The sequence below is a fragment of the uncultured Vagococcus sp. genome (assembly GCF_963518325.1).
Classification (GTDB): domain Bacteria; phylum Bacillota; class Bacilli; order Lactobacillales; family Vagococcaceae; genus Vagococcus_D.
The window spans coordinates 1-24124 of record NZ_CAUQJB010000050.1; the positions used below are offsets into that span (position 1 = coordinate 1).

Annotated in this window: 25 protein-coding genes; 9 read left to right on the forward strand and 16 right to left on the reverse strand. The window is 37.7% G+C overall.

Annotated features, from left to right (window positions below; genetic code table 11):
- The 3 genes from RWN13_RS22420 to RWN13_RS22430 all read right to left on the reverse strand — a co-directional run.
- The coding region (locus RWN13_RS22420) for a C40 family peptidase (protein ID WP_314068216.1) at nucleotides 1–661 on the reverse strand (661 nt) is incomplete at its 3' end.
- A 325-nt stretch (nucleotides 662–986) separates the two neighbouring features.
- A complete protein-coding gene (locus RWN13_RS22425) occupies nucleotides 987–1151 on the reverse strand; it encodes a hypothetical protein (protein WP_314068219.1) in 165 nt (54 codons plus the stop codon).
- Between the two features lie 214 nt (nucleotides 1152–1365).
- Nucleotides 1366–1527, reverse strand: coding sequence for a hypothetical protein (locus tag RWN13_RS22430; protein ID WP_314068222.1), 162 nt, complete (start codon nucleotides 1525–1527; stop codon nucleotides 1366–1368).
- A gap of 357 nt (nucleotides 1528–1884) precedes the next feature.
- Between RWN13_RS22430 and RWN13_RS22435 the strand changes: the two genes are divergently transcribed.
- From RWN13_RS22435 to RWN13_RS22445, 3 genes are all read left to right on the forward strand, one after another.
- Nucleotides 1885–2298 carry a hypothetical protein gene (locus RWN13_RS22435; RefSeq protein WP_314068223.1) on the forward strand — a complete coding sequence of 138 codons (414 nt, stop codon included), beginning with the start codon at nucleotides 1885–1887 and terminating at the stop codon, nucleotides 2296–2298.
- 348 nt (nucleotides 2299–2646) lie between these two features.
- A complete protein-coding gene (locus RWN13_RS22440) occupies nucleotides 2647–2826 on the forward strand; it encodes a hypothetical protein (RefSeq protein ID WP_314068224.1) in 180 nt (59 codons plus the stop codon).
- A gap of 391 nt (nucleotides 2827–3217) precedes the next feature.
- A complete protein-coding gene (locus tag RWN13_RS22445) occupies nucleotides 3218–3418 on the forward strand; it encodes a DUF4177 domain-containing protein (RefSeq protein WP_314068226.1) in 201 nt (66 codons plus the stop codon).
- Between the two features lie 102 nt (nucleotides 3419–3520).
- On the opposite strand, the gene RWN13_RS22450 is transcribed toward RWN13_RS22445, so the two are convergent.
- The gene (locus RWN13_RS22450; RefSeq protein WP_314068229.1) at nucleotides 3521–3949 is read right to left on the reverse strand and encodes a hypothetical protein; all 429 of its coding nucleotides are present in this window, start codon (nucleotides 3947–3949) and stop codon (nucleotides 3521–3523) included.
- A 236-nt stretch (nucleotides 3950–4185) separates the two neighbouring features.
- Between RWN13_RS22450 and RWN13_RS22455 the strand changes: the two genes are divergently transcribed.
- Nucleotides 4186–4593 (forward strand): hypothetical protein, encoded by a 408-nt coding sequence (locus tag RWN13_RS22455; RefSeq protein ID WP_314068231.1) that lies wholly within the window; start codon nucleotides 4186–4188, stop codon nucleotides 4591–4593.
- Nucleotides 4594–5053: 460 nt separating this feature from the next.
- On the opposite strand, the gene RWN13_RS22460 is transcribed toward RWN13_RS22455, so the two are convergent.
- The 3 genes from RWN13_RS22460 to RWN13_RS22470 form a co-directional block, all read right to left on the reverse strand.
- Complete coding sequence (locus tag RWN13_RS22460) at nucleotides 5054–5701, reverse strand: deoxynucleoside kinase (protein WP_314068233.1); 648 nt, start codon at nucleotides 5699–5701, stop codon at nucleotides 5054–5056.
- A 116-nt stretch (nucleotides 5702–5817) separates the two neighbouring features.
- Complete coding sequence (locus RWN13_RS22465) at nucleotides 5818–6993, reverse strand: MFS transporter (RefSeq protein WP_314068234.1); 1176 nt, start codon at nucleotides 6991–6993, stop codon at nucleotides 5818–5820.
- Nucleotides 6994–7021: 28 nt separating this feature from the next.
- Nucleotides 7022–8002 carry an ROK family transcriptional regulator gene (locus RWN13_RS22470; protein ID WP_314068237.1) on the reverse strand — a complete coding sequence of 327 codons (981 nt, stop codon included), beginning with the start codon at nucleotides 8000–8002 and terminating at the stop codon, nucleotides 7022–7024.
- 615 nt (nucleotides 8003–8617) lie between these two features.
- Between RWN13_RS22470 and RWN13_RS22475 the strand changes: the two genes are divergently transcribed.
- Nucleotides 8618–10012: a PTS sugar transporter subunit IIC gene (locus tag RWN13_RS22475; protein ID WP_314068239.1), complete on the forward strand. Its 1395-nt coding sequence runs from the start codon at nucleotides 8618–8620 to the stop codon at nucleotides 10010–10012.
- Between the two features lie 68 nt (nucleotides 10013–10080).
- Nucleotides 10081–10281, forward strand: a complete 201-nt coding sequence (locus RWN13_RS22480; protein WP_314068241.1) for an LPXTG cell wall anchor domain-containing protein — start codon at nucleotides 10081–10083, stop codon at nucleotides 10279–10281.
- Nucleotides 10282–10327: 46 nt separating this feature from the next.
- Here RWN13_RS22480 and RWN13_RS22485 read toward each other — a convergent pair whose 3' ends face one another.
- Nucleotides 10328–10876: an XRE family transcriptional regulator gene (locus RWN13_RS22485; RefSeq protein ID WP_314068243.1), complete on the reverse strand. Its 549-nt coding sequence runs from the start codon at nucleotides 10874–10876 to the stop codon at nucleotides 10328–10330.
- 720 nt (nucleotides 10877–11596) lie between these two features.
- On the opposite strand from RWN13_RS22485, the gene RWN13_RS22490 reads away from it, so the two are divergent.
- Together RWN13_RS22490 and RWN13_RS22495 are read left to right on the forward strand one after the other, a co-directional pair.
- Nucleotides 11597–12832: a GGDEF domain-containing protein gene (locus tag RWN13_RS22490; protein ID WP_314068246.1), complete on the forward strand. Its 1236-nt coding sequence runs from the start codon at nucleotides 11597–11599 to the stop codon at nucleotides 12830–12832.
- 45 nt (nucleotides 12833–12877) lie between these two features.
- Nucleotides 12878–13654, forward strand: a complete 777-nt coding sequence (locus RWN13_RS22495; protein WP_314068249.1) for a 4Fe-4S cluster-binding domain-containing protein — start codon at nucleotides 12878–12880, stop codon at nucleotides 13652–13654.
- A 58-nt stretch (nucleotides 13655–13712) separates the two neighbouring features.
- On the opposite strand, the gene RWN13_RS22500 is transcribed toward RWN13_RS22495, so the two are convergent.
- Entirely contained in the window at nucleotides 13713–14261 is a 549-nt protein-coding gene (locus tag RWN13_RS22500; protein ID WP_314068252.1) for an XRE family transcriptional regulator, read from the reverse strand.
- A gap of 444 nt (nucleotides 14262–14705) precedes the next feature.
- Between RWN13_RS22500 and hypD the strand changes: the two genes are divergently transcribed.
- Entirely contained in the window at nucleotides 14706–17159 is a 2454-nt protein-coding gene (gene hypD, locus RWN13_RS22505; RefSeq protein ID WP_314068255.1) for a trans-4-hydroxy-L-proline dehydratase, read from the forward strand.
- Nucleotides 17160–17415: 256 nt separating this feature from the next.
- Here the strand turns inward: hypD and RWN13_RS22510 are convergent, their stop codons facing one another.
- From RWN13_RS22510 to RWN13_RS22540, 7 genes are all read right to left on the reverse strand, one after another.
- The gene (locus RWN13_RS22510; RefSeq protein ID WP_314068258.1) at nucleotides 17416–17982 is read right to left on the reverse strand and encodes an NADPH-dependent FMN reductase; all 567 of its coding nucleotides are present in this window, start codon (nucleotides 17980–17982) and stop codon (nucleotides 17416–17418) included.
- 15 nt (nucleotides 17983–17997) lie between these two features.
- Nucleotides 17998–19053: an LLM class flavin-dependent oxidoreductase gene (locus RWN13_RS22515; RefSeq protein ID WP_314068261.1), complete on the reverse strand. Its 1056-nt coding sequence runs from the start codon at nucleotides 19051–19053 to the stop codon at nucleotides 17998–18000.
- 15 nt (nucleotides 19054–19068) lie between these two features.
- Nucleotides 19069–19530, reverse strand: coding sequence for a VOC family protein (locus RWN13_RS22520; RefSeq protein WP_314068264.1), 462 nt, complete (start codon nucleotides 19528–19530; stop codon nucleotides 19069–19071).
- Between the two features lie 11 nt (nucleotides 19531–19541).
- Nucleotides 19542–20006 (reverse strand): VOC family protein, encoded by a 465-nt coding sequence (locus RWN13_RS22525; RefSeq protein ID WP_314068266.1) that lies wholly within the window; start codon nucleotides 20004–20006, stop codon nucleotides 19542–19544.
- A gap of 133 nt (nucleotides 20007–20139) precedes the next feature.
- Nucleotides 20140–20796 carry a hypothetical protein gene (locus RWN13_RS22530; RefSeq protein ID WP_314068269.1) on the reverse strand — a complete coding sequence of 219 codons (657 nt, stop codon included), beginning with the start codon at nucleotides 20794–20796 and terminating at the stop codon, nucleotides 20140–20142.
- Between the two features lie 225 nt (nucleotides 20797–21021).
- Nucleotides 21022–22359 carry a M20 family metallopeptidase gene (locus RWN13_RS22535; RefSeq protein ID WP_314068271.1) on the reverse strand — a complete coding sequence of 446 codons (1338 nt, stop codon included), beginning with the start codon at nucleotides 22357–22359 and terminating at the stop codon, nucleotides 21022–21024.
- A gap of 149 nt (nucleotides 22360–22508) precedes the next feature.
- A complete protein-coding gene (locus tag RWN13_RS22540; RefSeq protein WP_314068273.1) occupies nucleotides 22509–24014 on the reverse strand; it encodes a YfcC family protein in 1506 nt (501 codons plus the stop codon).
- Nucleotides 24015–24124: the final 110 nt, after the last annotated feature.

A 24124-nucleotide genomic window follows, 5' to 3' on the forward strand; every position in this document is an offset into this window, starting at 1 on the left:
CTAATTTTCCATCAGGACTTTTAACATTAATTTCTTTCGTAACTGTAACTACTTTCCCTGGCATGCTTGAAGTATTCCCTAAGTGTTTGGCGCCATTTGCTCCCCAAGGTTTATCATAAATTCCCCCAGGTTTTAGCGTCCCACCATAAAGTACACTGGTTGTTGATAGTATCGTAGTATAGTTTGGTACATTTTCTTCCTTCAAAACCCTTATGGCAAAACTAGGTGGAAAATCATTGATATGTGTTATTTTAACAACTTGACCATACGTTGGAGCATGTATAAAATATCCGTCACCTATTGCGATAGCTACATGTGAAGTATTGCCTCTTGGACCGAAAAAGTACAAATCCCCAGCCTTGGCCTGACTAACTGCTATTTGCGTTCCAGCACTCTCTTGCGCAACAGTATTATTACCAAGATCTCCTCCCTTAACTTTGTTAAAAACAAAATAAGTCAACCCAGAACAATCAAAAGCATTTGGACCTCTTCTTTTACCCGCTTCTTGGGTGTATGGCTTACCTAAATGTCTCTTGGCCTCCGCCACAATAGCTTCTCTTTCATTTGTTACCGCATTAACCTCTGCGCTTCTTAGTAAAGCGGGATAGACGACAGCAACTAACAACAACGAGCATAACAATACTTTAAATATTTTTTTCAATAGAAAAACTCCTCTCCTTATTGTGATCGAATTCACAATAAAAGGATTATACCACGTCCTAAATTTTAACTATATTATTTTCATTTATGAAAACAATTAATCTGTAAAGAAATACTAATAGTTATTCATTTATGAAAATTTATAAACAAAACAGCCAACTCGGGGTATCATTAAACTACTATCATTCCATTTCTTTCTTTCGTAAATTAAGTTAATGTTTTATGATAGAAACAGCCAGAACCCAATACCCCTCGGGCTGTCTATTTTATCTTAATGAAAATACACAAAAAAGCCATGACCTCAACTGAGAATCATGGCTTTAACTTTACATATTCATACTAGGCAAATCTTTGAAAAAACTCTTTGCAGCATGATTCAACATCTCAAAAGCCTCGGTGAACTTCCCCTCTGAGTATAACCGTTCGGATTCTTCTTGGTCACTTAAAAAAATGTTAACCCTATCTTCCTGAGTTAATTCTTTCTGACTCAAGTTGTCCACTCTCCTTTTAGGTAATTTACCAGCATTTAAGCAACGTTGGAACGCAACTACAAACGGTGGACCGGCAAGACCATCCACTTTCATACCTAGCCATTTTGCATCGCTCTAATTAAATCAGAGCCTTGTAAAGAAAGGTCAAACTGAGCAGAGTGAATAAATTAATTATTAACTGACTTAAACTGATGGCTAATAATCTCATCACGAATCACACAACTAAAACACTCCTGAGCTCTTCTAGTTGTCTCAAGCCCCAATAACCATCTACAACTAAAATAGTCATCTGCGGTTTGTTTTCTCCACCAGGAATAATGATGCCATTTTCTGCTAGTCTGTAATAGTGAACTGGCAGTCCTGAATAATCGCCCATCCATACCCTTTTGACAGAATATACGCTGACCTTTTTCCTCCCAACAAGATGATTAACATTTCATTGATGAGCCGCAACATTAAAATGAAAATAAGTTATACCTAAATAGCTCACAATATCATAATAACTCATTTGAAACACAAAATGTGGCACAGTTTTTTGCGATATTGCGATATATGGTAACCATTTTTTGACTAAAAGACTACCTTATATTGAGTTTAGTACTTTATAGATCGTTCTCCTTCAAGTCTCATTGTTAGCCTCCCTCTAATTATTCCGAAGAACGAAGAATCACGTTTCTTATTTATTTTATTTTTGCTATAATTAATCAACGATTTCAAATTAAGGAGATTAAAAATGTACTATAAAATACTTTTAAACCCCAAAAATAATAAGTCAATGCTTGGTATCTCAGGTTTCGCAATTCTTGCTTTGCCTATTGCTTCCAGTCAGGGTCAATTGAAACCTTTTCTAATTGCATATATCTTCGTCGTTATTTTCTTGTTTTACCACTCAAAATCAACGTTACAATTCTATACAGATAAATATGTCCTCAAAACTCTTTTAAAAGAACAGTCTTTTAATAAAGACACTCATTATATTAAACTGTGGGGTGACAGCGCCAACCATAGCGACCGATTAGATAGAAGTTATTTATTAATAATAAACAACAAAGTTTTACATACAAGAGAAAAAGAAATCCCAATGTCAATGACTAGTAATCAATATGCTAATATTCAAAAAAAGCTGATTGACCTTGCCGAAGTCTAACTGATCCCTTCCTATTATCCAGCGTATTACCATACCATTCATTTGCTCGTAAGCTTCCATGTCCTTGCGTATACGCTCAAGCTCCCTAGCTGATACCTCATACTCAATTTTGCAATTGGCCCATTCAGCACCGCACCAATCACCATCATTATCGTTAAACACAAAGTCCTTGCTAACTCAATCAGTTCTTCTCTAAGTTGTTCTGATAACATCATAGTCATTTTCACACTCGCCTTCTTAATCTTCTAGGTATTAGTAATCTATTTGTTGGATTTTCTTTATGACTAACTTGTAAATGTTTTATTTCTATCTCATCATGTATAATCTTAGTTAAAAGAGGTGTAAGATATGCAAGAAAAGAAATGGTACAAGAAAAAAGTCTTTTATATCCCTGTAGCTATAATTTTAGGTTTACTAGGGGCTGGAGCGAGTTACGCCACTCTCTTAGATAAAGACGTTGACGACGAACTCAATCCTGATTACTACAACGGAATTGATCAAGACTTATTTAAGAAAGAATGGCTTTAGACACACTTATGTGACCAAGGATAAGAAGGAAGTAGCAGAAAGCTTTGCTAAATATGTCAATTTTTAAAAATGTCAACATGATATTTATAAATAACGTCCAAACCCTTGGAACACCAAACATAAATGCATTTTCTGAGATTATGATTTCTACTCCCGCCGCCTCCATTCGGGCAACCGGATCGAGTAGCATCTTGAAGAAACCCTTGAGAAATCAGGGTTTCTTTTTTTCTAAAAAAGTTTTTAAACAAAAATCATAGCCCCTCTGATTAAAAGCTTATCTCAAGCCACTAAACTGACCGTTCAAGCCTATTTTTAGTCCGTTTAGGAGATTCATATGACAAAATCATCCCAATAACCTATGATGTATTTATAAAGTTAGGAGGGTAATATTATGTTTGAATACAAAAGTGAAGTCTTAGAAACATCCTTTAAATGGGGAAAAGACAGTGCCAGTGAAAAAGACTTGGTTCAACTTGACCAGCTCATCAACACACGAGCTAAGGAAGGTTGGGAGCTTGCTACCCATGGTTACATGCCAAATGTTACAGCAACACGAAGTGCGTTTTTGATTACCTTTAAAAAACCCGTTTAATCATCTGTCAAAATAGTAAAAAAGGGAATTGGCATTGTGTCCACCTCCCTTTTTGCTGTTCTCTTGTTTTCAGATCATGCTCATCTATATTCAGATACTTCCTTAAAAACCATGGAGAGCCTGATAATCATCCAGCACTTGTTTAAATTCTCCTTGGTAAATTTTGAATAGCTTAACTCGTTTCCCCGTTACCATCACAAGGATTGGATAGTGAATGATTGTTGTTTTTGTAATAGTTGGTAGCACTTTAAATTCAATACTTCTAATCTGATTCGCATCTATAGTTACGGATGTAAACAGCTTTTTCAAAAATATTACACTGGTGTAAAAAATTAGATAATGATGTTTAAAGCGCCTTATTACATACCAGCCCACTAATAATAAAATAACACTTATTGAAAAAAGTAGGGTCTTCGCAAAAACAAAATTAGCCACTAAACCAATAATTAATCCAATTAAAATAAAAGTTAATCCACTCATATCATTATCAGCTTTAACTTTATACAAATCCTTACCAAACCTCTCAACCATTCTCTCTCCTCCTATTATTACAGTCTAACAAAAGTCTTTTTTTCTGACAATTATATAACACTATTATCAATAAAAATAACACTAATCGCCTCATTCAAAGAACCGTTAACTAGAGAAATTACAGATTTTCACAAATTTAATACTTTGGAAGCAATACAATTCATGATAAGATGTTGTTAGATACTAATTCAAAGGCTTCATGGAACGATAAACTTTTTTTCAAAGGAGGACATGCCATGAATCTGACCAGAATTTACTCACTCTTTCTGACCCATCAGGATATAGAGGCTAAAAAAATACTCACTGATTATCTGATATCCGATAATCAAGCAAAACAAAATATCCAAGTCTATTTAAATGCGGCGCTCGAACGAGCTGACTCGATTGATGCACTTGAGGCGATTGATCTCTTTAGTCATTTTTCGGATTTGAAATTGGTCTCAATAGACAATGGTGGCACCGTTGAGGACTTCCAATCAACAGTAATTAATCTTGAGGACTTAGAAATCTATAATCGATGTGGACGTCGCGAATTTAAGCAAATACTTAGTCCTCTGAAAATTTCATTCTATAATGAGCTGACAGGCTTAAAGGTGGAGGCCGATTTACATACAATCAGCTCAATATTGGAAGTAGTCCCATAAGTGACACTTAGAAACGGCTGGACATTTCTAAGCTATCACTTTCAAAGCCCAGTAGATTACCTATTGTCTGATTATCAAATAGCAGTATTTAGAAGGAACAAGAAAGTTGTTTTATCTAAAACCGTTCGTTTAACGAACGGTTTACCCGTTTAACTTAAAATAAATATTGCAATTGGTTACTAACATCACAAAAAACCAAATGAAAAGTTATCGCTATCATCGTTAGTAACGAATTGCTAATATAAAAACGGTTGGAATTAAGTCATCTTCTAACTCACATCACCTTAATTCCAACCGTTATTTTTTTTACAGAGAGACTAAACTTTGTGTCCAACCTCTTTTAATTCACCAAAAACAAAGGTTAAATCAATGCCAAGATTATTCTAACTTGTCAATCTTTTCTGTTAATAAATCCAGTGGAACGAAATCTTCAAATTAGCCTATGGGTTGTATCAATTCATTATAACTTTCGAATCTCTGCTAACTTTTCTTCCACTAGTTTTAAGACGTATTCTCGTGCCAAAGGGTCTTCCACAAAATCATGGCGGTCTCCATCTATTTGAATTTTAGGACTTTCATTATATTCTTCGAACCATTGATCGTATCGACGGTTCAGCTCTTTATAATAATCATATAGAGTCGGATCATAAGACAACTGTTCAAACTCACGCCCTCTTTTTTCAATCCGTTCTAACATCTTATCAAAAGAAATTTTAATATGAACCAATAGATCTGGGTGTTTTTTTTGTGCAGCAAAAGGTAACTCTACCATCATATTGTCCAATAACTCATCGTAGACATTCACTTCTATTTCAGATGCACGGCCGAGATCGGCATTTAAATGAAACAATAATGAATCTTCATAGATTGACCGATCCAATACATTATCCTCCTCTTGCATCGCTTGTTTAATGCTAGCAAATCGTTTATTTAAAAAATAAATTTGCAATAGAAACGCATATTTATTTGGTTCAGCATAAAAAAGCGGTAAAACTTCGTTATTGTCTACAGACTCATAAAATGCCTGACTCCCCAATCTTTCTGCAATCATTTCTGTTAAACTTGATTTTCCTGCACCAATTGTGCCTGCTAGTACTATCACGCTCATTGCCCCCAACTTCCAATCAATATATAGTGTTTTTTATTACCTTAACCATATTAACATACTATATAGAGTGTTTGTCAAAAGAAAACTATTAGTTGTTGATTGTTTATTTTTAAAAGTTAATTTCCTTGGCCTTCAGCATCCAACTGTCGATTCAATAACTCCGAAGCTACATACATGATCAGGCCATAGCCGATTAAGAAAATCGGTAAAACTTGCATGCCCAATAAGGGGACTAGAAAACCAAATAATGGGGGCAAAACCACCGACCCGGTATAAGCAATTGCCATTTGGATGCCCATAATTTGTTGAGCAATCTGCTGGCCAAAACGTTCTGGTGTTTCATGCAACATGGCAGGATAGATTGGCGCACATCCAAAACCAATTAGACAAATACCTAACAATAGAAAAAGATAGCTTGTGGATACAATAAGTGTCAAGGCACCTGACACAATCATAACTTGACCAATTCGGATCAATTGCCGGTTATTCAAGATCATTGAAACAAACCCAGAAATCAGCCGTCCAAACATAATAAAGCCAAAAAAACCCGATACGGCCATGGCAGCTTTGGCACTATCAATCCCCTTAACGTTAATTAAATAACTACTTGACCAAAGTCCCATTGTTGCTTCAACTCCGATATATAAAAAGAAAGCATAGAGAGCAAGTCGGACTTTTTTTAATGTGATCAAAGAGGTTAGCTTAATCGATTCTTCTTTATGATGCTCAACATTTCTTTTTTTCTCCTTTCCACGCCACATAGGTAAGGTGATGACTAACACAATAGCCAATATAAATTGGATGATTGAAACAACTAAATAACCCACTCGCCAAGATCGATCCTGTGATAAAACTTGAGACATAATCAGCGGACTAGTTAGAGCCCCAATTCCCCAAAAACTGTGAAGCCAGTTCATGTGATGAGCCTGATAATTTTCGGCCACATATTCATTTAAAGCCGCATCAACTGCACCTGCACCCAGCCCTAATGGAATAGCAGCTGCCAAGATCCAGATAAAACTTGGAGCTAAATAAAAGCCCAACAAAGCCGTAGCTGTCCCCAAAACACTCACCGCAGTCAGCTTTCCTGTTCCAAATCTGCGAATTAGTTTGCCACTAAAAAAACTAGAGGTAATCGTTCCAAAAGAAATTGTCATCGAGACTAATCCGGCATAACTTTGAGGCACCCCTAAATCCCGGTACATCTCCGGCCATCCAACCCCTAATAATGAATCGGGCAAACCTAAACTAATAAACGTAACATAAATGATACTTAAAAATAACGTCGCCATCCAATACCTGCTTTCTTCTGTATGATAATTAGTCTTTTAATACCTGAATTGCCAAGGTGGTGACACCTGTGAGATAGTCCTCTTTAAAACTCTTTAAACAGATAATCTCCGGCAACTTCACTTGATCAAACAAATCAAGTAATTCCTTACGGATGGCAAGCTCTTCCTGAAGTAGCTTGCCATAAATAACAATCCGATGAGGATCATAAGCAACCATCATAGTAACAATGGTTTGGCTGATATTCATCATCAAGACATCAGGATTTTTTCCCACTGCCTGCCAGTTAGCTAAGAGAGGCAATAAATTAACTTCTCCAACAATTCCGTTAGCACCATGAACTATCCGATCGTGGAGAAAAACGGCGCTGCCAGGTGGATAATTATCAGGATAATAGAGGGCGACCACCGTTTCTGATTGAATTTTTTGAGTGTGACAATAACCAAGTAAAACAGCATTGACATCATTTTCAATCGTGACTGGTAGCCCACAAGTTTCCTTCAAATAGGATCGCAAGTAGCTGCCTTTCAATAACATAAAGTCACTCATTTTAATCTGTCCAGCTATTTCAACACCAGGTAAACCAATCGCCACTTGTTGCAAATTAGGGTACTTACTTTTAGCTACTTGAATTAAATCAGCAAACTCCTCCTTTGCAACTTGTTGAAATTCAACTTGCCACTGTTCCTGTATCTCGCCAGCTAAATTGCAAATCGTAAATTCAGCCATATCCATTGTCACTTTTTGATACAAACAAATGGCTAAAACAAGTTGATAATCATAATTATAGATAAAACGACTGGCAGGTCTGCCACCGGTTGGCGAAGGATGGGTGAGTTGACTTACTTCACCACGCGCCATTAGCTGTTTGATTATGGCGTTAACCGTTACGACACTTAGCCCACTTAATTTCGCCAGTTCAGGTTTAGTAAGTCCTTGATCTGCCTGCAATAGCTCTCTAACTTGCTTCAAATTCAATTCTCGCATTAATTGCGGCTTACCTGTTTTCATGTTACCTCCATTTATAAACTTTATTAATAAAGTTTCTTTACTAAGATAATACCTTCTGTAGTTACTCTTGTCAATCATCTTTTCTGACAACTAACAGAATAATCATTAGCCTGAACCTCACAACATTCTATAGACTAAGATTTACTCTCATTCTCAATAATGATTTCTATTCAATTATTATGCACGAAATTAAAAACACTACTCCTTCTTTGTGCATATGCAAATAATAAAATAGAAAGATCTAGTTGAATTTTTATTGAGTTTTCACGACCATAATAATCAGCAATAAATGACCTTGCAACAGCTAAATGATTAATGAGCTAACTCGTCTGTGTGTAACCGTTTTTATTTCTGTGTATCGTGTTTACACACTAAAAAAACGAAATTATAACATTATAACGTTATGTAGTATACTTTTATATGAATAACCGCTTGGCACGCTTCTTGCTTATAATAACAGTGGAACTATCAATTTACTTTTGACGTGCTGTTCCCTATTTTTAAGACAGGAGGGGTGTCTGAACTGTTAGGTGGAGCTAACACATGAAATTAATGACGATTTGCTTTAGTCTCTTTTGGAGATTAATAACGCTTTTCGAATTAGGGGGAAAACAAATGAATGGTTTAATGAATTGGATGGAAAAGTACATTTTACCGACTGCAACAAAGATTGGGTCTCAAAAACATTTAGTCGCTTTACGTGATGCCTTTATTGCAACAATGCCTGCCACTATGGCCGGAGCAATTGCTACCTTGCTTAATGCTTTTTTAAGGGATTTTCCTAGAGACTGGGGTTACGATGGTTTTGTTGAGGCAATGACGCCTATCATTGGCATTAATGGATTTGTTTGGACAGGAACACTAGCAATTATGGCCGTTATTTTTTCAATGACACTAGGCTCTAACTTAGCAAAAGCCTATGGTGTCGATCGCTTATCTGGATCTGTCGTTTCATTGGCAGCTTTCTTTATGGGCTTGACTGATTCAGCCCAGGCAGTACTAACCTTGCCAAAAGAACTTGGCAAAGAAGCTGTCGCTATTATCACAGAAGCTGGCGGAACCGTTGCTGTTGATAAAGGCGTTCAAACCATTACTACTGGAGCTTGGGGTTATTTTAACTTCGGTAAACACATGGGTGGTTCTGGCTTATTTACAGCAATGATCTTTGGCTTTATCGCCACGATTATTTTCGCAAAACTCATGCAAAAAAATATTATTATAAAAATGCCCGATTCAGTGCCTCCTGCTGTTTCAAAGGCCTTTGCAGCTATCATTCCAGCAGCTGTGGCACTTTACACGGTTGGTATCATCAACTATACCTTTACAAAAGTTACTGGCCAACGAATGATCGACTGGATTACAGAAACCATTCAAGGACCAATGATTAACTTGTCTCAAGGTTTTGGTGCCGTGATTCTGATTGTCTTCATGGTTCATCTTTTGTGGTTCTTCGGTATCCATGGAACGAACGTCATGTCTCCTATCTTGCAAACTTTATATGGAACAGCCATGACAGAAAATACAAACGCTTTCCAAACCGGACAAAAAATCCCCTATAAATGGGTAGCAGGTAGTTTCGAAGCTTTCGTATGGCCTGGTGGAGCCGGGGTTACTCTAGTCTTAATTATTTCTGTTTTACTCTTATCTAAACGAGCGGATTACTTAACCGTCGGTAAACTTTCAATCGGACCTGGAATTTTCAACATTAACGAACCTGTTATGTTTGGGATGCCCGTTGTTTTGAATCCACTCTTTATGATTCCGTTTATTTTAGCACCAATGGCAACAGCTTCTATCGCTTATGCCGCTACTTTTGCTGGACTAGTTAAGCCCGTAGTGGTTAATGTTTTATGGGTAATGCCTACGATTGTCAGCGGTTTCTTAGCGACAGGTGGTGACTGGCGTGCAATTATTTTAACTTTAGTAAACTTAGTTGTCGCCTTTATCATTTGGGCACCATTTATTATTGCTGCTAACAAGATGGACCCCTCATTAGGTGAAACAGATTAATTTTTCTTAAATTAAACGGTTTCTTTACGATACCCTTAAACTTATAAGACAAAGGAGGGATAATTGTGATGACAAAAAATGGTTTATTCTTAGTTAGCATCGGCCTTATTCTAGTTATGTTAAGCGCCAATGCAAAAACAGGTACCTATGACGGGTTAAGCCTTGTGACCGCTGCTTTTCTGATCTTGTCAGGTGTCGGGTTAATGCTATGGGCAAAGCGTCGAAGAAAAACTAATGACTTAATCAAACAAAACAGCGCTAGTACTTAATAAAAAAAGATTGACGCCATAATCAGCGTCAATCTTTTTTACTTACCTATAAATCGCTCGGGGTATGAACTGCGATAAATTTCACCATCTTATTCGTATAGTTTGCCCAATTATGAGGTTGTGATGACATATAATGCGCTGAATCTCCTGGGTAAAGTTGTTGTTCTGTTCCATCAATAATCAGGGTCAGAATTCCTTCCAGAACATAGATGAACTCTTCCCCTTCATGAGGAGCCGCTTTTACTTGTTCAGTATTGACACTCGGTAACATCTCCACCAACTTCGGCATCATTGCCTTATCTTCTGGGTTATTACTTAGGGACTTATAAATATTTTGATTGATTATTCGCAAGATTGTTTGGTCATAACTACGGGTCACAACTTCTTCTTTAGTAGTAGATTCATCGAAAAAGTAATTAATCGAGACACCTAAGATATCTGCAATTTTGGCCAATTGTTCAACAGCAATGGTGGTAATCCCTCTTTCAAATTGAGAAAGATAACCAATAGATAGATTGGCTTGCTTACTAATATCTTTAAGCGTATATCCACGATCTTTTCTCAGTTTTTTTACGGTTTCTCCAATTGATTCCATCTCGATTTCCCTCTCCCTTGTCAATCACTATTTTAGATTTGTCTATTCATGATTAATTAATAAGATTTCATTCTTACAAATAAAACTATAAAGTACTTTGGGAAAATGTCAACTTTTCATAAACTTTTTAAATATAAATTTCATTAAAATGAAATAATACTTGAAATATTAAAAAAATAGGCTATAATAAACCTATAAACGTGATGCATTCGAAAATTAATTTCATTTAAATGAAACAGACTATTTAACTTGAATTCCCACTGATGAAATTCAAGGTACTTTTATCTTTATTTTAATAACGATTCAGACATTGTTGTTAACTTTTTCACTAAACGGTTATATAATGGGTGTGTACAGTGTTATGCTAGCTAACTAGGAACTAGCTATGGCAAAAAATGTTTGACTGTCATATCATGTCAGAATTATGCCTATTTCCCCCCTCCTTTTCAATAAAAGATCTTTAATTATTGGAGTGGCTTCTCGCAGATGACATCTTCTGTATACAATGGCTAAAAGGATTTCATATAAAATCAATCAATAATCTCAGGCGCTAAATTTATCAAATGATAGTCAGTTCTAAATTGTACAATAAGTTAATAGGTATGAAGTCAGTTTATGACATCATGACTTTCTTAACTTGTTATACTTCCTTGGCAAGAACGCTAATTTGTATCGTTCATTGCAAGCTAATACTAAAAAATTAAGAAAGGAGACACCACTATGCTTAACTTATCAGTTGTGAATGCGATATTAACTAATTTGTCCTTAATAATTGGGACGTATCTAACTTTTTATTTTGCCTTCCTTTACTTTGCCACAAAGAATAAGGGAGCAAACATATCCTTTATGTCTTACTTGGTTTTTAATCGCGCTTCTCTTTCTGCTCTCTTACCGATGGGACTGGTCTTTGGCCTTGTGAGTTTCTTATTATCACTCAATCTGATCCCCATTTTTGGCGAACATAGTGGCGTCGACACACGTTTTATTCTGATTTATTTTGCGATTATCTTCGGATCCAAACAACTGGGATCATTAGCTTCAGCCAACTTAGTTTTTCTAACTCTTGCTGGTCATTTTACTGGTTTCTCAGAAACGTCTTTTGACGAAATAATTTTGGCATTAACGTTAACAATTATTTTATTCACTCTTGCTTGCATCATTAAAGACCGGCAACTCTCTCTCTGGCAAGCTCACACAGCTTACTTAACTGGTTACTTTATCACTAAACTACTGATTGTTTCATTATCCGGTAATTTACAGATTAATAACCAAAGTGCTCTGACTTGCTTTCTCTATGTTACGATTTACAGTTTTATTTTCTTATTATCGGCCTTTATCATAAAAAGCGCCATAACGGTCTCACAAGTGATGCAAAGCTATAAAGATGCCGCAACCTTTGACAGTCTCACGAAAGTCTACAATAAGGATACTTTTGATTTTTTCTTGGACTTTGTCGCCAACTCCAGTCAGAATGGCAGCAGTACTCTCTCTTTATCTATCTTGGATATCGATAATTTTAAAAGTATTAATGATACATATGGTCATCCTATTGGTGATCTGGCTTTGCAACATTTAGCCAAAGTCTTAACGACCATTGACAGCGAAAGCATTCATTACGTCTGCCGAATAGGTGGCGATGAATTTGCTGTTATCCACGATCAAAGCCCCGAAGATGCAGAAACCTACTTTGAAAAAGTATTTGAACATTTACAAACAGAAGCCATCGTTCTGGAAAATCATGCCTTTTTATTAAAAATTTCCGTTGGCTTAACTCACTTTGTTCAGAGTCCTAGTTTTAATGTGAACACAGCTGTAAAAAAAGCTGATAGCGCCTTATATCAAGCAAAGAAAAACGGGAAAAACCAACTTGTGGTGACGAGTAGTCAAGCTTACAAAAAACGGTTCCCTAATTTCACTTTCAAAAAAAAGTTAGTCGCAGATAGACTTGCAAGTTAAGCAAGTTCTAACTGCGATATGACGAAAAGAGAGCGAGGTAGTTTTATGACCACCCCACTGATTTTTAATATCCAAAAATTTTCAGTACATGATGGACCAGGTATCCGTACCACCATATTTTTCAAAGGATGTCCCATCCGCTGCGCTTGGTGCCACAATCCAGAAAGCCAATCGTTTCAAAACGAAATCATTTTAACAAAAGATGGACAAGAAGAAATAGTTGGCAAAAGTTATACTATTGATGCGTTAGTTAAAGAAATCGAAAAAGACAGGATGTTTTACGAACAATCCGGCGGCGGCGTTACCTTATCCGGCGGTGAGGTTATGAGTCAAAATATGATCTATCTTGAAACTCTCGTCAAAACCTTAACAGGCAGAGGCATTTCTGTGGTCATTGACACCTGCGGAATTGCGCCATTTAAACACTATGAACGTTTAATGCCCTACGTCGATTTGTTTTTATATGACCTAAAATTTATTCGTTCGCTCTTGCACACCACTTACACAGGAACATCTAACCGTCTCGTATTAGAAAATCTAAAAAAATTAAGTTTGGCTGGCGCCTCTATTGACTTGCGACTCATTATGTTAGAAGGACTCAATTCCGATGACGAAACAGTTCAAAAAACACTCGATTGGTTGCAGACCCAAAATATTCAACTTACTTCTGTTCACTTATTGCCTTATCACCAATTTGGCAAAGAAAAATATTCACGCTTAAAGAGAGAGATGCCAATTAACTTTTCTGCCCCATCCAACAGTCGCTTAACAACTATTTGTCAACAATTCAACCGTTACTATCCTACTTTTATTAATGAGTAAAAAACATGCTAAGAATGGTCAGCTGGCTCAAGTAAGGCGTCTCACTCTTAGTATGTTTTTATAGGTCACTAGGTGTGTGAACGGCAATAAACTTAACCATTCGATTAGTATAATTTCCCCAATTATGAGGTCGATTTGAAGAGTAATGAGCAGAATCACCTGGATAAAGCTGTTGCTCAGTCCCCTCCATCATTAAAGTTAAGATTCCTTCCAGGACGTAGACAAATTCTTCCCCTTCATGAGGAGCTGATGTCACCCGTTCATTACTTTCACTTGGTAACATCTCCACTAATTTTGGCATCATTTCCATCTTTTCCGGAGAAACGCTTAATGACTTGTAGATATTTTGATTCATAATACGTAAAATGGTTTGATCATAACTACGGGTTACAACGTCTTCTCGATGAGCTGTTCCGTCGAAAAAATAGTTAATTGAAACACCCAAAATATCAGCAATTTTGGCCAATTGTTCTACCGCAATTGTCGTAATCCCTCGTTCAAATTGGGAAAGAAACCCAATTGAAAGATTGGCTTGCTTACCAATATCTTTGAGTGTGTAACCTCTGTCTTTTCTTAATTTCTTTACTATTTCGCCAACATGATCCATCTCAACACTCCTTTCACATTCATCAGCTTACCTTCATCATTAAAGCCATTTTTCTACTAATCTATTTAAACCTTCTGATGGTGAGTACCTCGCATCAGCAATAAACCTAATCTTGAATACATTTTATTCTTATAAATTAAACTATAAATGAGTTTAAAAAAATGTCAACTTGTAAAAATTTATAAAGATACAATAAATTTGTTTATGCAAAATTAACACTTGAATTAACGAGAAAATAAGCTATAATATGTTTAAAAGTACCAATACAATACCACCCTTAGAAAAACAGCTTATTTACATTAATTTTTATTAGAAGTAACGGTATATGTTCCAGTCTGTTTTAACTATATGAAAATTTGTTAAACTTTTCACTAATAAAGATTATAATGGATATCAGTCCATTTTTATGACTTGTCAGCCAAACGTTAAGGAGGAGACTAAATTATGACACTGACACTTGAGCCTAGCCTAAGAGGCTCTACCGCTAGAATCAAATTCTTACGCCAAGAAAGCGAAAAAGCTTACACCCCAATAATTTCTATGGAACGGGCATTACTTGTGACAGAGGCCTATCAAAAATACGAAGGCATCTGTTCGAAAAACGTTTTACGTGGAAAATCATTTAAGCATTTGATGGCAAATCGAACTCTTTTTATCAATAAAAAATCACTAATAGTAGGTGAAAAGGGACATCAACCATGGGCTGCTCCCACATTTCCAGAATTGGCTTGTCACTCACTAAAAGATTTTTATACCATGAATGCTCGTGATAAGGTCTTTTTCAAAGTGACCGAAGAAGATTGTCGCATTCAAGAAGAACAAATCGTTCCATACTGGAGCAAACGCTCAATGCTCTCCCAAATCACTCAGGTGCTGCCAGAACAATGGCACCACTTGTATGAAGCGGGTCTTTATGCAGAGCCGCTTTTACAATTTGGTTTAGGACAAACTGTTGGAGATGAAAAAATTTATCAGCGAGGTTACAAAGACTGCATTCATGATATTGATTTTCAGTTGAGTAAACTCAACTACACAGAGGATGCGGAAGCACTAACAAAGCGAGATGCCCTTACTGGCATGAAAATAGCCTGCGAAGGTATGATTGCCATGGGTGAACGCTACGCTAAACTCGCAAGAGAAATGGCAGCTCAAGAGAACGACTTAACCACCAAAAAAGAACTTCTAGATATCGCTGAAGTCTGTGATGTTGTACCTGCCTACAAACCCAAATCTTTTAGGCAAGCGATTCAAATGTATTGGTTTACTCATATCGGGGTAACTCTTGAAATTAATAATTGGGATTCCTTTTCACCTGGAAAATTAGATCATTATTTAGAACCTTTCTATACGAAAGAATTAGCTGAGGGAACCCTAACTCGAGAAGAAGCAAAGGAACTTATTGAAAACCTTTGGATTCAGTTTAACAATCAGCCTGCACCTCCCACTGTTAATATTTCTTTAGTTGGGACAGGTACCTATACTAATTTCAGCAACATTAATACCGGAGCCTTACGCGCCAATGGCTCTACAGGGGTCAGCGACCTTAGCTATTTAATCCTGGAGGTAACAGATGAATTAAAACTATTACAGCCAAGTTCAAATATTCAGATATCAAGAAAAACACCTGAACATTTTTTACGTGAATCCGTTAAGGTGGCTCGTAAAGGATGGGGGCAACCTGCGTTCTTAAACTCTGATGCACTAATTCAAGAACTTTTAGGTATCGGTGTTTCATTAGATGATGCTCGAACGAGCGGTGTTGCCACTGGCTGTGCTGAAACAGGAGCCGCTGGTAAAGAAGCTTTTATGTTAACAGGTCACTTAAATATTCCAAAGATTTTAGAACTAGTTCTTAACAATGGTCTTGACAATACCACAAATCGCCAAGTCGGCTTGGATTTAGGTTCACCTCAAACATTTAAAACCTACGAACAACTCTATCAGGCGTTTTGCAAACAACTTCAATATGTCGCTGACGTTAAGTTAGCTGGAACAAACATCATTGAGCGGATGCACATGAGTCAAGTTCCAGTTCCTTTAATGTCAGTCTTGACTGATGATTGCATTGCCCGAGCAAAAGATTATAACAACGGTGGGGCTCGTTACAATTCAACTTCGATTCCCTGTGTCGGAATCTCAACAATTGTTGACTCTTTAGCTGTCATCAAAAAACATGTATTTGAAGACAAACGATTGACTGTAGATGAGCTTTTAATTGCCAGCCGTGATAATTTTGTTGGTTATGAAGATATTCTTAAAATTGTTCGCCATCACACACCTAAATATGGTAATGACGATGACTATGCTGATGATATATTGTATCAAGTTAATGACAGCATTCAAGAAGCACTGGCCAACCGTCACACCGTTAAAGGGGCTACCACAACAGTTAGTTATATCCCGATGGCCAATCACATTCAGTTCGGTCAAGCCATGGAAGCCAGTATTAATGGTAGACTGGCTCATGTACCATTACCTGATGGCATTTCTCCTGAAAAAGGTGCTGATCGATTAGGGCCAACCGCTGTCATTAAATCGGCTGCCAAGTTGGATCATCTAAAGACCGGGGGAACCTTACTTAACCAAAAATTTAGTCCTGCGGTAGTAGCAGGGGAAGCTGGTCTCTCTCATATGATCACCCTTATTCGCTCTTACTTTGCGATGGATGGTCACCATATTCAATTTAACGTCTTAGACAAAGAAACTTTAATCAAAGCCCAGCAGCACCCTGAAGATTATGAAAACTTAATTATAAGGGTAGCAGGTTATAGCGACTACTTCAACAATCTTGAAAAAGCACTTCAAGATGAAATCATCAATCGAACGGAACAAGGATTCCGCACACCTGATGCAGAAGTAGCCCAGAACCTTCCTCTACCAAGTATTTGGTCATTGTAGAAATGACCTCAAGGTAAACAGAGCTGATACCCAACGTTATTTTGCTTCCTCTTTGGATAAAAACACATACTCCGAGCAGACATCTGGAGGGGGGCTATGGCACACTATTCGCTAAAAAAGTGGCTGGGACAGTTGTCCCAGCCACTTTTAATCGGTTGATTTTCCAGCTCTTCCCTCTATTTCACTGGAACCATTGAAAACAAGTTATTCTTCTTAGCAAACTGAATCATAGGATAGACAGTCTGTTGAAAAAAAGTTAAAAATCATATTGTGCATCTTTGACTTCACGCATATGCTGGTAAGCTTCCACCAGTAAGACTGTATCTTCAGCTAAACGTTCCAATCTAAAGATGACATCATCATTGATAATTTCCTGCCTTAAAAAGTCTTTCTCTTCAATAAAGACGTAAGTCGGGACTAAATTCCCCTTCATATAAGAAATAATCGGTTTTAATTGTTGGTCAACCATCAAATAGTGTTTAGCAGAACCGGCTGTAGCAATCAACGCTACCACCTTATCTCGAAAGGCATTAACTGGCAATAAATCAAACACATTCTTTAAGGTAGCGGGAATAGACGCTTGAAAAGTTGGCGTCCCAATAATTAAGGCATCCGCCGACATAATGATTTCAAGAACCTCTTTTGTGTCCCCTTCATACTCCCAGTATTGACGACCATCACTAAAAACCAGGTCATACTCCTTTAAGTCTACCAATGTTACTTCATGTAACGGGTATTGCTTTTTAACATCTGCCAGAGCGTACGCCACTGCCGTGCGGGTTTTACTACCTAGGGTAGACCCTGAAATTCCAACTATTTTCATCTTATGACCACCTGCTTATTTTTTTGTGTGCTTCTTAACTTCCGGCATAATTTTAGTGGCGATCAGTTCGATATTCTTTTTCAGTTTATCCATCGGCACACCACCAAAATCGATTTGTGCCAAAAAGCGTTGCTGACCATATAACTCATACTGATACAATAATTTTTCCACAATCTGTTCCGGACTGCCAACCATTAATGCATCTCGATAATCGGTTGATTGCGCAAACTGTTGTTTTGGATAACCGCCACCACGAATTCGTTGCATTCCCACATTGAGATGAGGATACATCTCTCTCAAAGCTTCTTGAGTCGTATCAGCTGTGTAAAATAGGCTGGTAGTGGCCACTGGCATTTCTGTCGGCTCAAAACCACCTCTTTGCAAAGCTTCCCGATAAGCCTCCACTGCCACTTTAAAGTTCACTGCGGGCCCTCCTAAGGTCGTTAAAGTCATTGGGATACCTGCATACCCCGCTTTTATTGCGCTAGCTGGTGGCCCTCCTACAGCCCTCCAAATAGGCAAACTACCAGTTTTTGGTTGAGGAATAATTTCTGCGTTGTTTAACGGTGCTCGAAACTTACCTTCCCAGGTTATTCTCTCGCCATCGTTAATCTTTGTCAACAATTCCAACTTCTCCTCAAATAATTCTTCATAATCATCTACATCGTATCCCAGTAAATAATAAGCCCCTACACGAGAACCTCGACCCGCCACAATTTCCATTCGACCATCACTAATTAAATCCAAGGTAGCAAAATCTTCATAGACCCGTATCGGATCATGAACACTTAAAACTGTGGCAGAGCTGGCTAATTTAATCTTGCTTGTTGCCTGGGCAATCGCCCCCAAGATAACCGTATGAGCTTGACTGGTGAAATATTCCTGATGACTTTCGCCTAAAGAAAATACATCCAAACCTGCTTCTTCCGAAAATTTCGCCAGTTCAATGATTTGTTCAATTCGCTCCTGATGGCTGATTCGTTGATTAGTCAACGGATTCGCCATATGGTCTCCTAGTGAGTAAAGACCGATTTCCATTCCTTTTGATTGATCAATTCTATATTTTTCCATACTATTCCCTACTTTCTATATTATTGGTGCCAAATGAGTGGTAATTTCTGAACGACGAGATTCCAAAAACGGTGGTAAGTCCAAAACCTTACCTAATTCCTCTATACTGGAATCTACTGTAAATCCAGGACCATCTGTTGCTAGCTCAAATAAAATACTGTTGCGATCCCTAAAATAAAAGCTTTCAAAATAAAAGCGATCTTTAATGCCGCTGTTCCGATAACCAGCCGACTCAATACGTTCAGCCCAGTCTCTCATCTCAGAAGCATCTTTGACTCTCAGTGCTAAATGATGAACCGTTCCAGCTCCTTGTCGCTCGCGCCGACCACCCTGCTGGCGGAGGATAATCTCACCACTGACTTCACCAACAAGAGCTTGATAAACCTCTTCAGTTGGTTCAGTTTTTACAAGAGTATAGCCAAGTAAATCCACTAGCATATTACCAGTCATACCTATCTGACGAACAGTTAAAATCATCGGCCCCATTCCTAAAATTCTATGGGCCTCTGGTATATCAGGATGATGATAACTTTGCCAAAAGTCAGGAATTGCCCCCCCTGATGATTCATTAGATACAGAGGTAAGCCATCTACATCTTCGAAATAAAGTGATTCACGGCCATTGATTACTTCCAATTGTCCATGAATAATCCCCAAACCTTTAAATCGTTTTTGCCAATAGAGCAAGCTTTCATGAGAATTAACTAGTAAACCAATATGAGAAATCGAATTAGTTCCCCTTCTGGAGGGTTGCTGGTTCATCTCAAAAAAGGTTAATTCTGTACCAGGGCTACCCACTTGATCGCCATAAAATAAATGATACATACTCGGATCATCCTGATTAACCGTCTTTTTGACTCGGCGCATGCCTAAAATGTCTGTATAAAAATAATTATTTTGTTGCCCGTTATCCGTAAACATTGACACATGGTGATGTCCTAATATAGCGACCATCTCGATCACTCCTCTATTCATTTCTTAACCATCACTTTACTAGTAAAGTGATGGTTTTGCAATCAATATGCTTACTAAAAGAAAGGAACTAAAAAAACGCACAGTCCGATGAAAGGCTGTACGTTACGAGAGACTATTTATTTTTCTTTAATTGTTTAATCTCTTTTTCAATTGCATCAATTTGTTTGCCTAATGATTTTTGTTCGTTTTTATCACGAGATACTTTCTTTTGTGCCACTAAATCCATCTTCTTTGCAATCAGCTCTTGAATCTTAGTTTCGTTAGAGGCATTACCAGAAGTATCGCCAGGTGTCACTATTGCTCCACCTTGATTACCTGATTTTAAAGCAGCAATTTCACGTTCGATTTCACCTATGCGAATGCCTAGAGCCTGTTGTTCACGCCAGTCAGTTGACACTTTTTTCTTAGCTACAACTTCTTGTTTTTCTTTAATTAATGCTGCAATTTGATCTGCTACTGTTAGATTCCCTGTAATTCCTGAACCTGAGTTGCTGCTGTTTCCAGTGTTAGCCCCACTTTTAAGGGCCGCAATTTCACGTTCAATTTCTCCAAGACGAATGCCTAAGGCTTTTTGTTCGCGCCAGTCAGTTGACACTTTTTTCTTAGCCACAACCTCTTGTTTTTCTTTAATCAACAGATTGATTTTATCCATGTTACTTGATGTGCTTACTTTCACTGCCGCATCTGCTTCCACGCTGGCAACTAATCCTGCACTTGCTACTGTTAAAACTGCTCCTGCTACTAATAATCCTTTAATCATTTTGTTCATCCTAATAACCTCCGTCAATATTTTTAAATCTCTATTATTCTATCAAGTATTCTCTTATGAATAATAGCAATTTGTATCTTCACTATAATATCTTTGTCTGAAGAAGTCAACTACTATTTTATTAACAATAGTAAAAAAATATAGAATGGCATGATACATAGCGATTCCCGCTCAAAAAGAAAAATGCCAACATCTCATAGACATTGACATTTTTTACAAGTAAGCTTACTTTTTGCCACATAAACGATAGATTGCTTCAGCATAAATCGCCATGGTTTGTTCCATTTCAGCTAATTGCCAAGTTTCATTTGGTTGATGCATCGTGTCTTTAGTATTTTCAAACATCGCACCAAAGGCCACACAATTTGTCATAGTCCGGGCAAATGTGGCACCACCAGAAATTTGCGGTTCTCTCATATCACCTGTCATATCACGATACGCCCCTAATAATGTCGTCACTAATTCGGAATCAACTGGGACATACAATGAATCCAAAAAGTCGTGTTCTTCATAGGCTAAGAGATAAGTTTCACCAGCTTCTTTCAGTTTTTCTTCAATTTCAATTTTCTTAAAAGTAACAGGAATTCTAATATCGATGCCGATTTTGGTTTCTTTTTCGTTAATCTCAACTGTCGCTACATTAAACGTTAACAAACCAGAGGCTTCATCTTTAAACTCGCCCAACACGCTTATTCCGTTAGCATCCTCTTTAACTAACTTCCCTAAAAAATCCACTCCCTTATGATCATAAACACCACACATTGCTTCCGCTAAACGAGTGTTGGCATTGATTCCTTGAGGTGCATCTTTTGAATGGATGGACTTGCCCTTAACCACTAATTTGTCATCTTTTTCTTCAAAATCATAACCCAGTCGGCTCAATTCAGAACTTACTTCTGCTACTTTATCACCGGAGTAAACAGCAGTATCTGCCACCACATTTAATGCAGAACCACCTTCAAACGTAAATTGATCGCTACCCTGACCTGTTAAAAAGACTTGTAATAAGCCTTTTTCAGCATAAATCACTGGAAATTGGGCGTCAGGGGCAATTCCCATATCGATTCCTTTTTCCTTTTTGTGATATTGCTCCATACACCGCCATAAATTTTCTTCATCGGTTCCAAAGATAAATCTGATTTTTTTGTCAAATTCAACTCCAGCATCTATCAGCGCTTTTACAGCGTATAAGGCTGCGATGGTTGGACCTTTATCATCTTGAACACCACGGCCAATTATCGCCTCTTCTTTAATTGTCCCTTCAAAGGCAGGCGTGTTCCATAAAGATTCGTCACCTGCTGGCACCACATCCATGTGACAAAGTACACCAAAGACTTTTTCTCCTTGACCAACTTCGGCATATCCGTAGTAACCTTCAGGATCGATAAAGGTTGAAAAACCTTGTTCTTTAAATATTTCAAGACATTCCACTAAGCTATCCAAAACATCTTGACCAAATGGTGCGCCAGCAACTGCCCCTTGCAAATAAGATGGCACTTTGACAATTCGTTGCAAATCCTTGATCGCCTTTTCTTTATGCTGCTCCATAATAAATGACTTCATATACATTCACTCGCTTTCCGGGCTTATCTATACTAAGACAACCCTTCCTATTCATTAATTTTTTAAACATCATGAGTTTTTGATTATGTATTTCTATAACTAACTAGACAATTACTTGATTCCCATCTTAATATACCCTTAAGCAACGACTAGAACAGGGCTAAGATGGTTAAATAAGCACAAGTAATTAGGAAAATCAATATCATTAATTTTGTGACAAATTTAAACCAAACTCTTAAATCAGTGTGAGCGATGGTCACGGCTCCCATTACAATAGCTGAAGTTGGTGTCACTAAATTAGCCCAACCTGAGGCTGCTTGATAAGCCGTAATAATCACATTTTTTGAGACACCTGCGAAATCGCCCATCGGTCCGATAATTCCCATAGTAGCCGCAGCTAATCCGGAAGTTGAAGGAATGAGGAAGGACATAGGAATGTAGAAAATATACGCCAGAACAGCAAAAACTCCTGATGATAGATTCTTCAAGCCCGATTCACCTATATTAAGAATCGTCGCCGTAATAGCACCGTCGTTCATCACCACTTGAATTCCTTTGGCAACTGCAACCACAATGGCTACACCAACAAACTCGCCTGCTCCCTCTAAGAAGGTTGTAATAAATTCTTTTTCTGACATGCCATATAAAAAAGCAATGACGATTGACATGGTCAACATCAACATCGTAATTTCACCAAAATACCAAGTACCTAGAGGCGCCATGTCTTTCCCTAAAAACGCTCCAATGACCGGTAAGTCAGTCAACCAAGCAGTCATTGTTTCAAAGAATGTCCAATTAGGATTAATCGTCGACCACGGAACCAGTCCGATAATCAATATCACGAAGGTCACCACAAACATTCCTAATACTTGCTTCTGCTTTTTACTAATATCTTCAATGTCATCAATATTTAGTTTAAATCGTTCCAAGTCCTTTTCACGTTGATCGTATAAAAGCGAGTTTTTCGGATCATTTTCAACTTTTTGAGCGTAGCGATAAACATAAATAATACTAACCGTTAATAAGATGACCAACAAAATAATCCGAGACAGTAATCCCTCGCCAGGACTAATCCCTAGAATCCCCGATGCCACCCCTGTTGAAAAAGGATTAACCGTAGATGCTAAGCAGCCAATCTGAGAACCGATTAATGGAACCGCAATCGCCACCACTGAATCAAAACCAACTGCTAACATCACTGGAATCAACAAGGGGTAAAAAGCTAGTGTTTCTTCCGCTAAGCCAAACGTTGTACCACCGATGGCAAAAATAATCATTAAAATCGGAATCAATGATTTCTCCTTCCCTTTACGGCTCTTAATAACTGAAGCCACCCCTGCATCAAAGGCCCCAGTTTTGTTAACAATCCCTAGTAGCCCACCAATAAATAGGATAAACAAAGATATTTCAATCGCCCCACCAGTCGTTTCATTTCCTACCATGCCGATAATCGGGGCCATCAAAACATCCCATAAGCCTTGAGGTTGACTTGGAATCCGTTCATAGGTTCCAGCAATATAATTCCCCGTTTCAGGGTCAACCTGATATTGTCCCGCTGGCACAACCCACGTTAAAACCGCAATAACGGCAATGATTATAAATAAGACCGTATACGCCGAGGGCATTTCAAATTTTTTCTTTTTCATATTTCGCACTCCTTTTATCCGTTGTCCTAAACTTCTACGCATTAAAAATGCTAGAGTTAAGGCTCTCCTTTTATCCGTTGTCCTAAACTTCTACGCATTAAAAATGCTAGAGTTAAGGC

Coding starts and splice junctions, on each gene's coding strand:
- RWN13_RS22430 (WP_314068222.1), bottom strand. CDS start 1,527: ATGGGCGATTATTCAGGACTGCCAGTTCACTATTACAGACTAGCAGAA.
- RWN13_RS22435 (WP_314068223.1), top strand. CDS start 1,885: ATGTACTATAAAATACTTTTAAACCCCAAAAATAATAAGTCAATGCTT.
- RWN13_RS22440 (WP_314068224.1), top strand. CDS start 2,647: ATGCAAGAAAAGAAATGGTACAAGAAAAAAGTCTTTTATATCCCTGTA.
- RWN13_RS22445 (WP_314068226.1), top strand. CDS start 3,218: ATGTTTGAATACAAAAGTGAAGTCTTAGAAACATCCTTTAAATGGGGA.
- RWN13_RS22450 (WP_314068229.1), bottom strand. CDS start 3,949: ATGGTTGAGAGGTTTGGTAAGGATTTGTATAAAGTTAAAGCTGATAAT.
- RWN13_RS22455 (WP_314068231.1), top strand. CDS start 4,186: ATGAATCTGACCAGAATTTACTCACTCTTTCTGACCCATCAGGATATA.
- RWN13_RS22460 (WP_314068233.1), bottom strand. CDS start 5,701: ATGAGCGTGATAGTACTAGCAGGCACAATTGGTGCAGGAAAATCAAGT.
- RWN13_RS22465 (WP_314068234.1), bottom strand. CDS start 6,993: ATGGCGACGTTATTTTTAAGTATCATTTATGTTACGTTTATTAGTTTA.
- RWN13_RS22470 (WP_314068237.1), bottom strand. CDS start 8,002: ATGAAAACAGGTAAGCCGCAATTAATGCGAGAATTGAATTTGAAGCAA.
- RWN13_RS22475 (WP_314068239.1), top strand. CDS start 8,618: ATGAATGGTTTAATGAATTGGATGGAAAAGTACATTTTACCGACTGCA.
- RWN13_RS22480 (WP_314068241.1), top strand. CDS start 10,081: ATGACAAAAAATGGTTTATTCTTAGTTAGCATCGGCCTTATTCTAGTT.
- RWN13_RS22485 (WP_314068243.1), bottom strand. CDS start 10,876: ATGGAATCAATTGGAGAAACCGTAAAAAAACTGAGAAAAGATCGTGGA.
- RWN13_RS22490 (WP_314068246.1), top strand. CDS start 11,597: ATGCTTAACTTATCAGTTGTGAATGCGATATTAACTAATTTGTCCTTA.
- RWN13_RS22495 (WP_314068249.1), top strand. CDS start 12,878: ATGACCACCCCACTGATTTTTAATATCCAAAAATTTTCAGTACATGAT.
- RWN13_RS22500 (WP_314068252.1), bottom strand. CDS start 14,261: ATGGATCATGTTGGCGAAATAGTAAAGAAATTAAGAAAAGACAGAGGT.
- hypD (WP_314068255.1), top strand. CDS start 14,706: ATGACACTGACACTTGAGCCTAGCCTAAGAGGCTCTACCGCTAGAATC.
- RWN13_RS22510 (WP_314068258.1), bottom strand. CDS start 17,982: ATGAAAATAGTTGGAATTTCAGGGTCTACCCTAGGTAGTAAAACCCGC.
- RWN13_RS22515 (WP_314068261.1), bottom strand. CDS start 19,053: ATGGAAAAATATAGAATTGATCAATCAAAAGGAATGGAAATCGGTCTT.
- RWN13_RS22520 (WP_314068264.1), bottom strand. CDS start 19,530: ATGATTTTAACTGTTCGTCAGATAGGTATGACTGGTAATATGCTAGTG.
- RWN13_RS22525 (WP_314068266.1), bottom strand. CDS start 20,006: ATGGTCGCTATATTAGGACATCACCATGTGTCAATGTTTACGGATAAC.
- RWN13_RS22530 (WP_314068269.1), bottom strand. CDS start 20,796: ATGAACAAAATGATTAAAGGATTATTAGTAGCAGGAGCAGTTTTAACA.
- RWN13_RS22535 (WP_314068271.1), bottom strand. CDS start 22,359: ATGAAGTCATTTATTATGGAGCAGCATAAAGAAAAGGCGATCAAGGAT.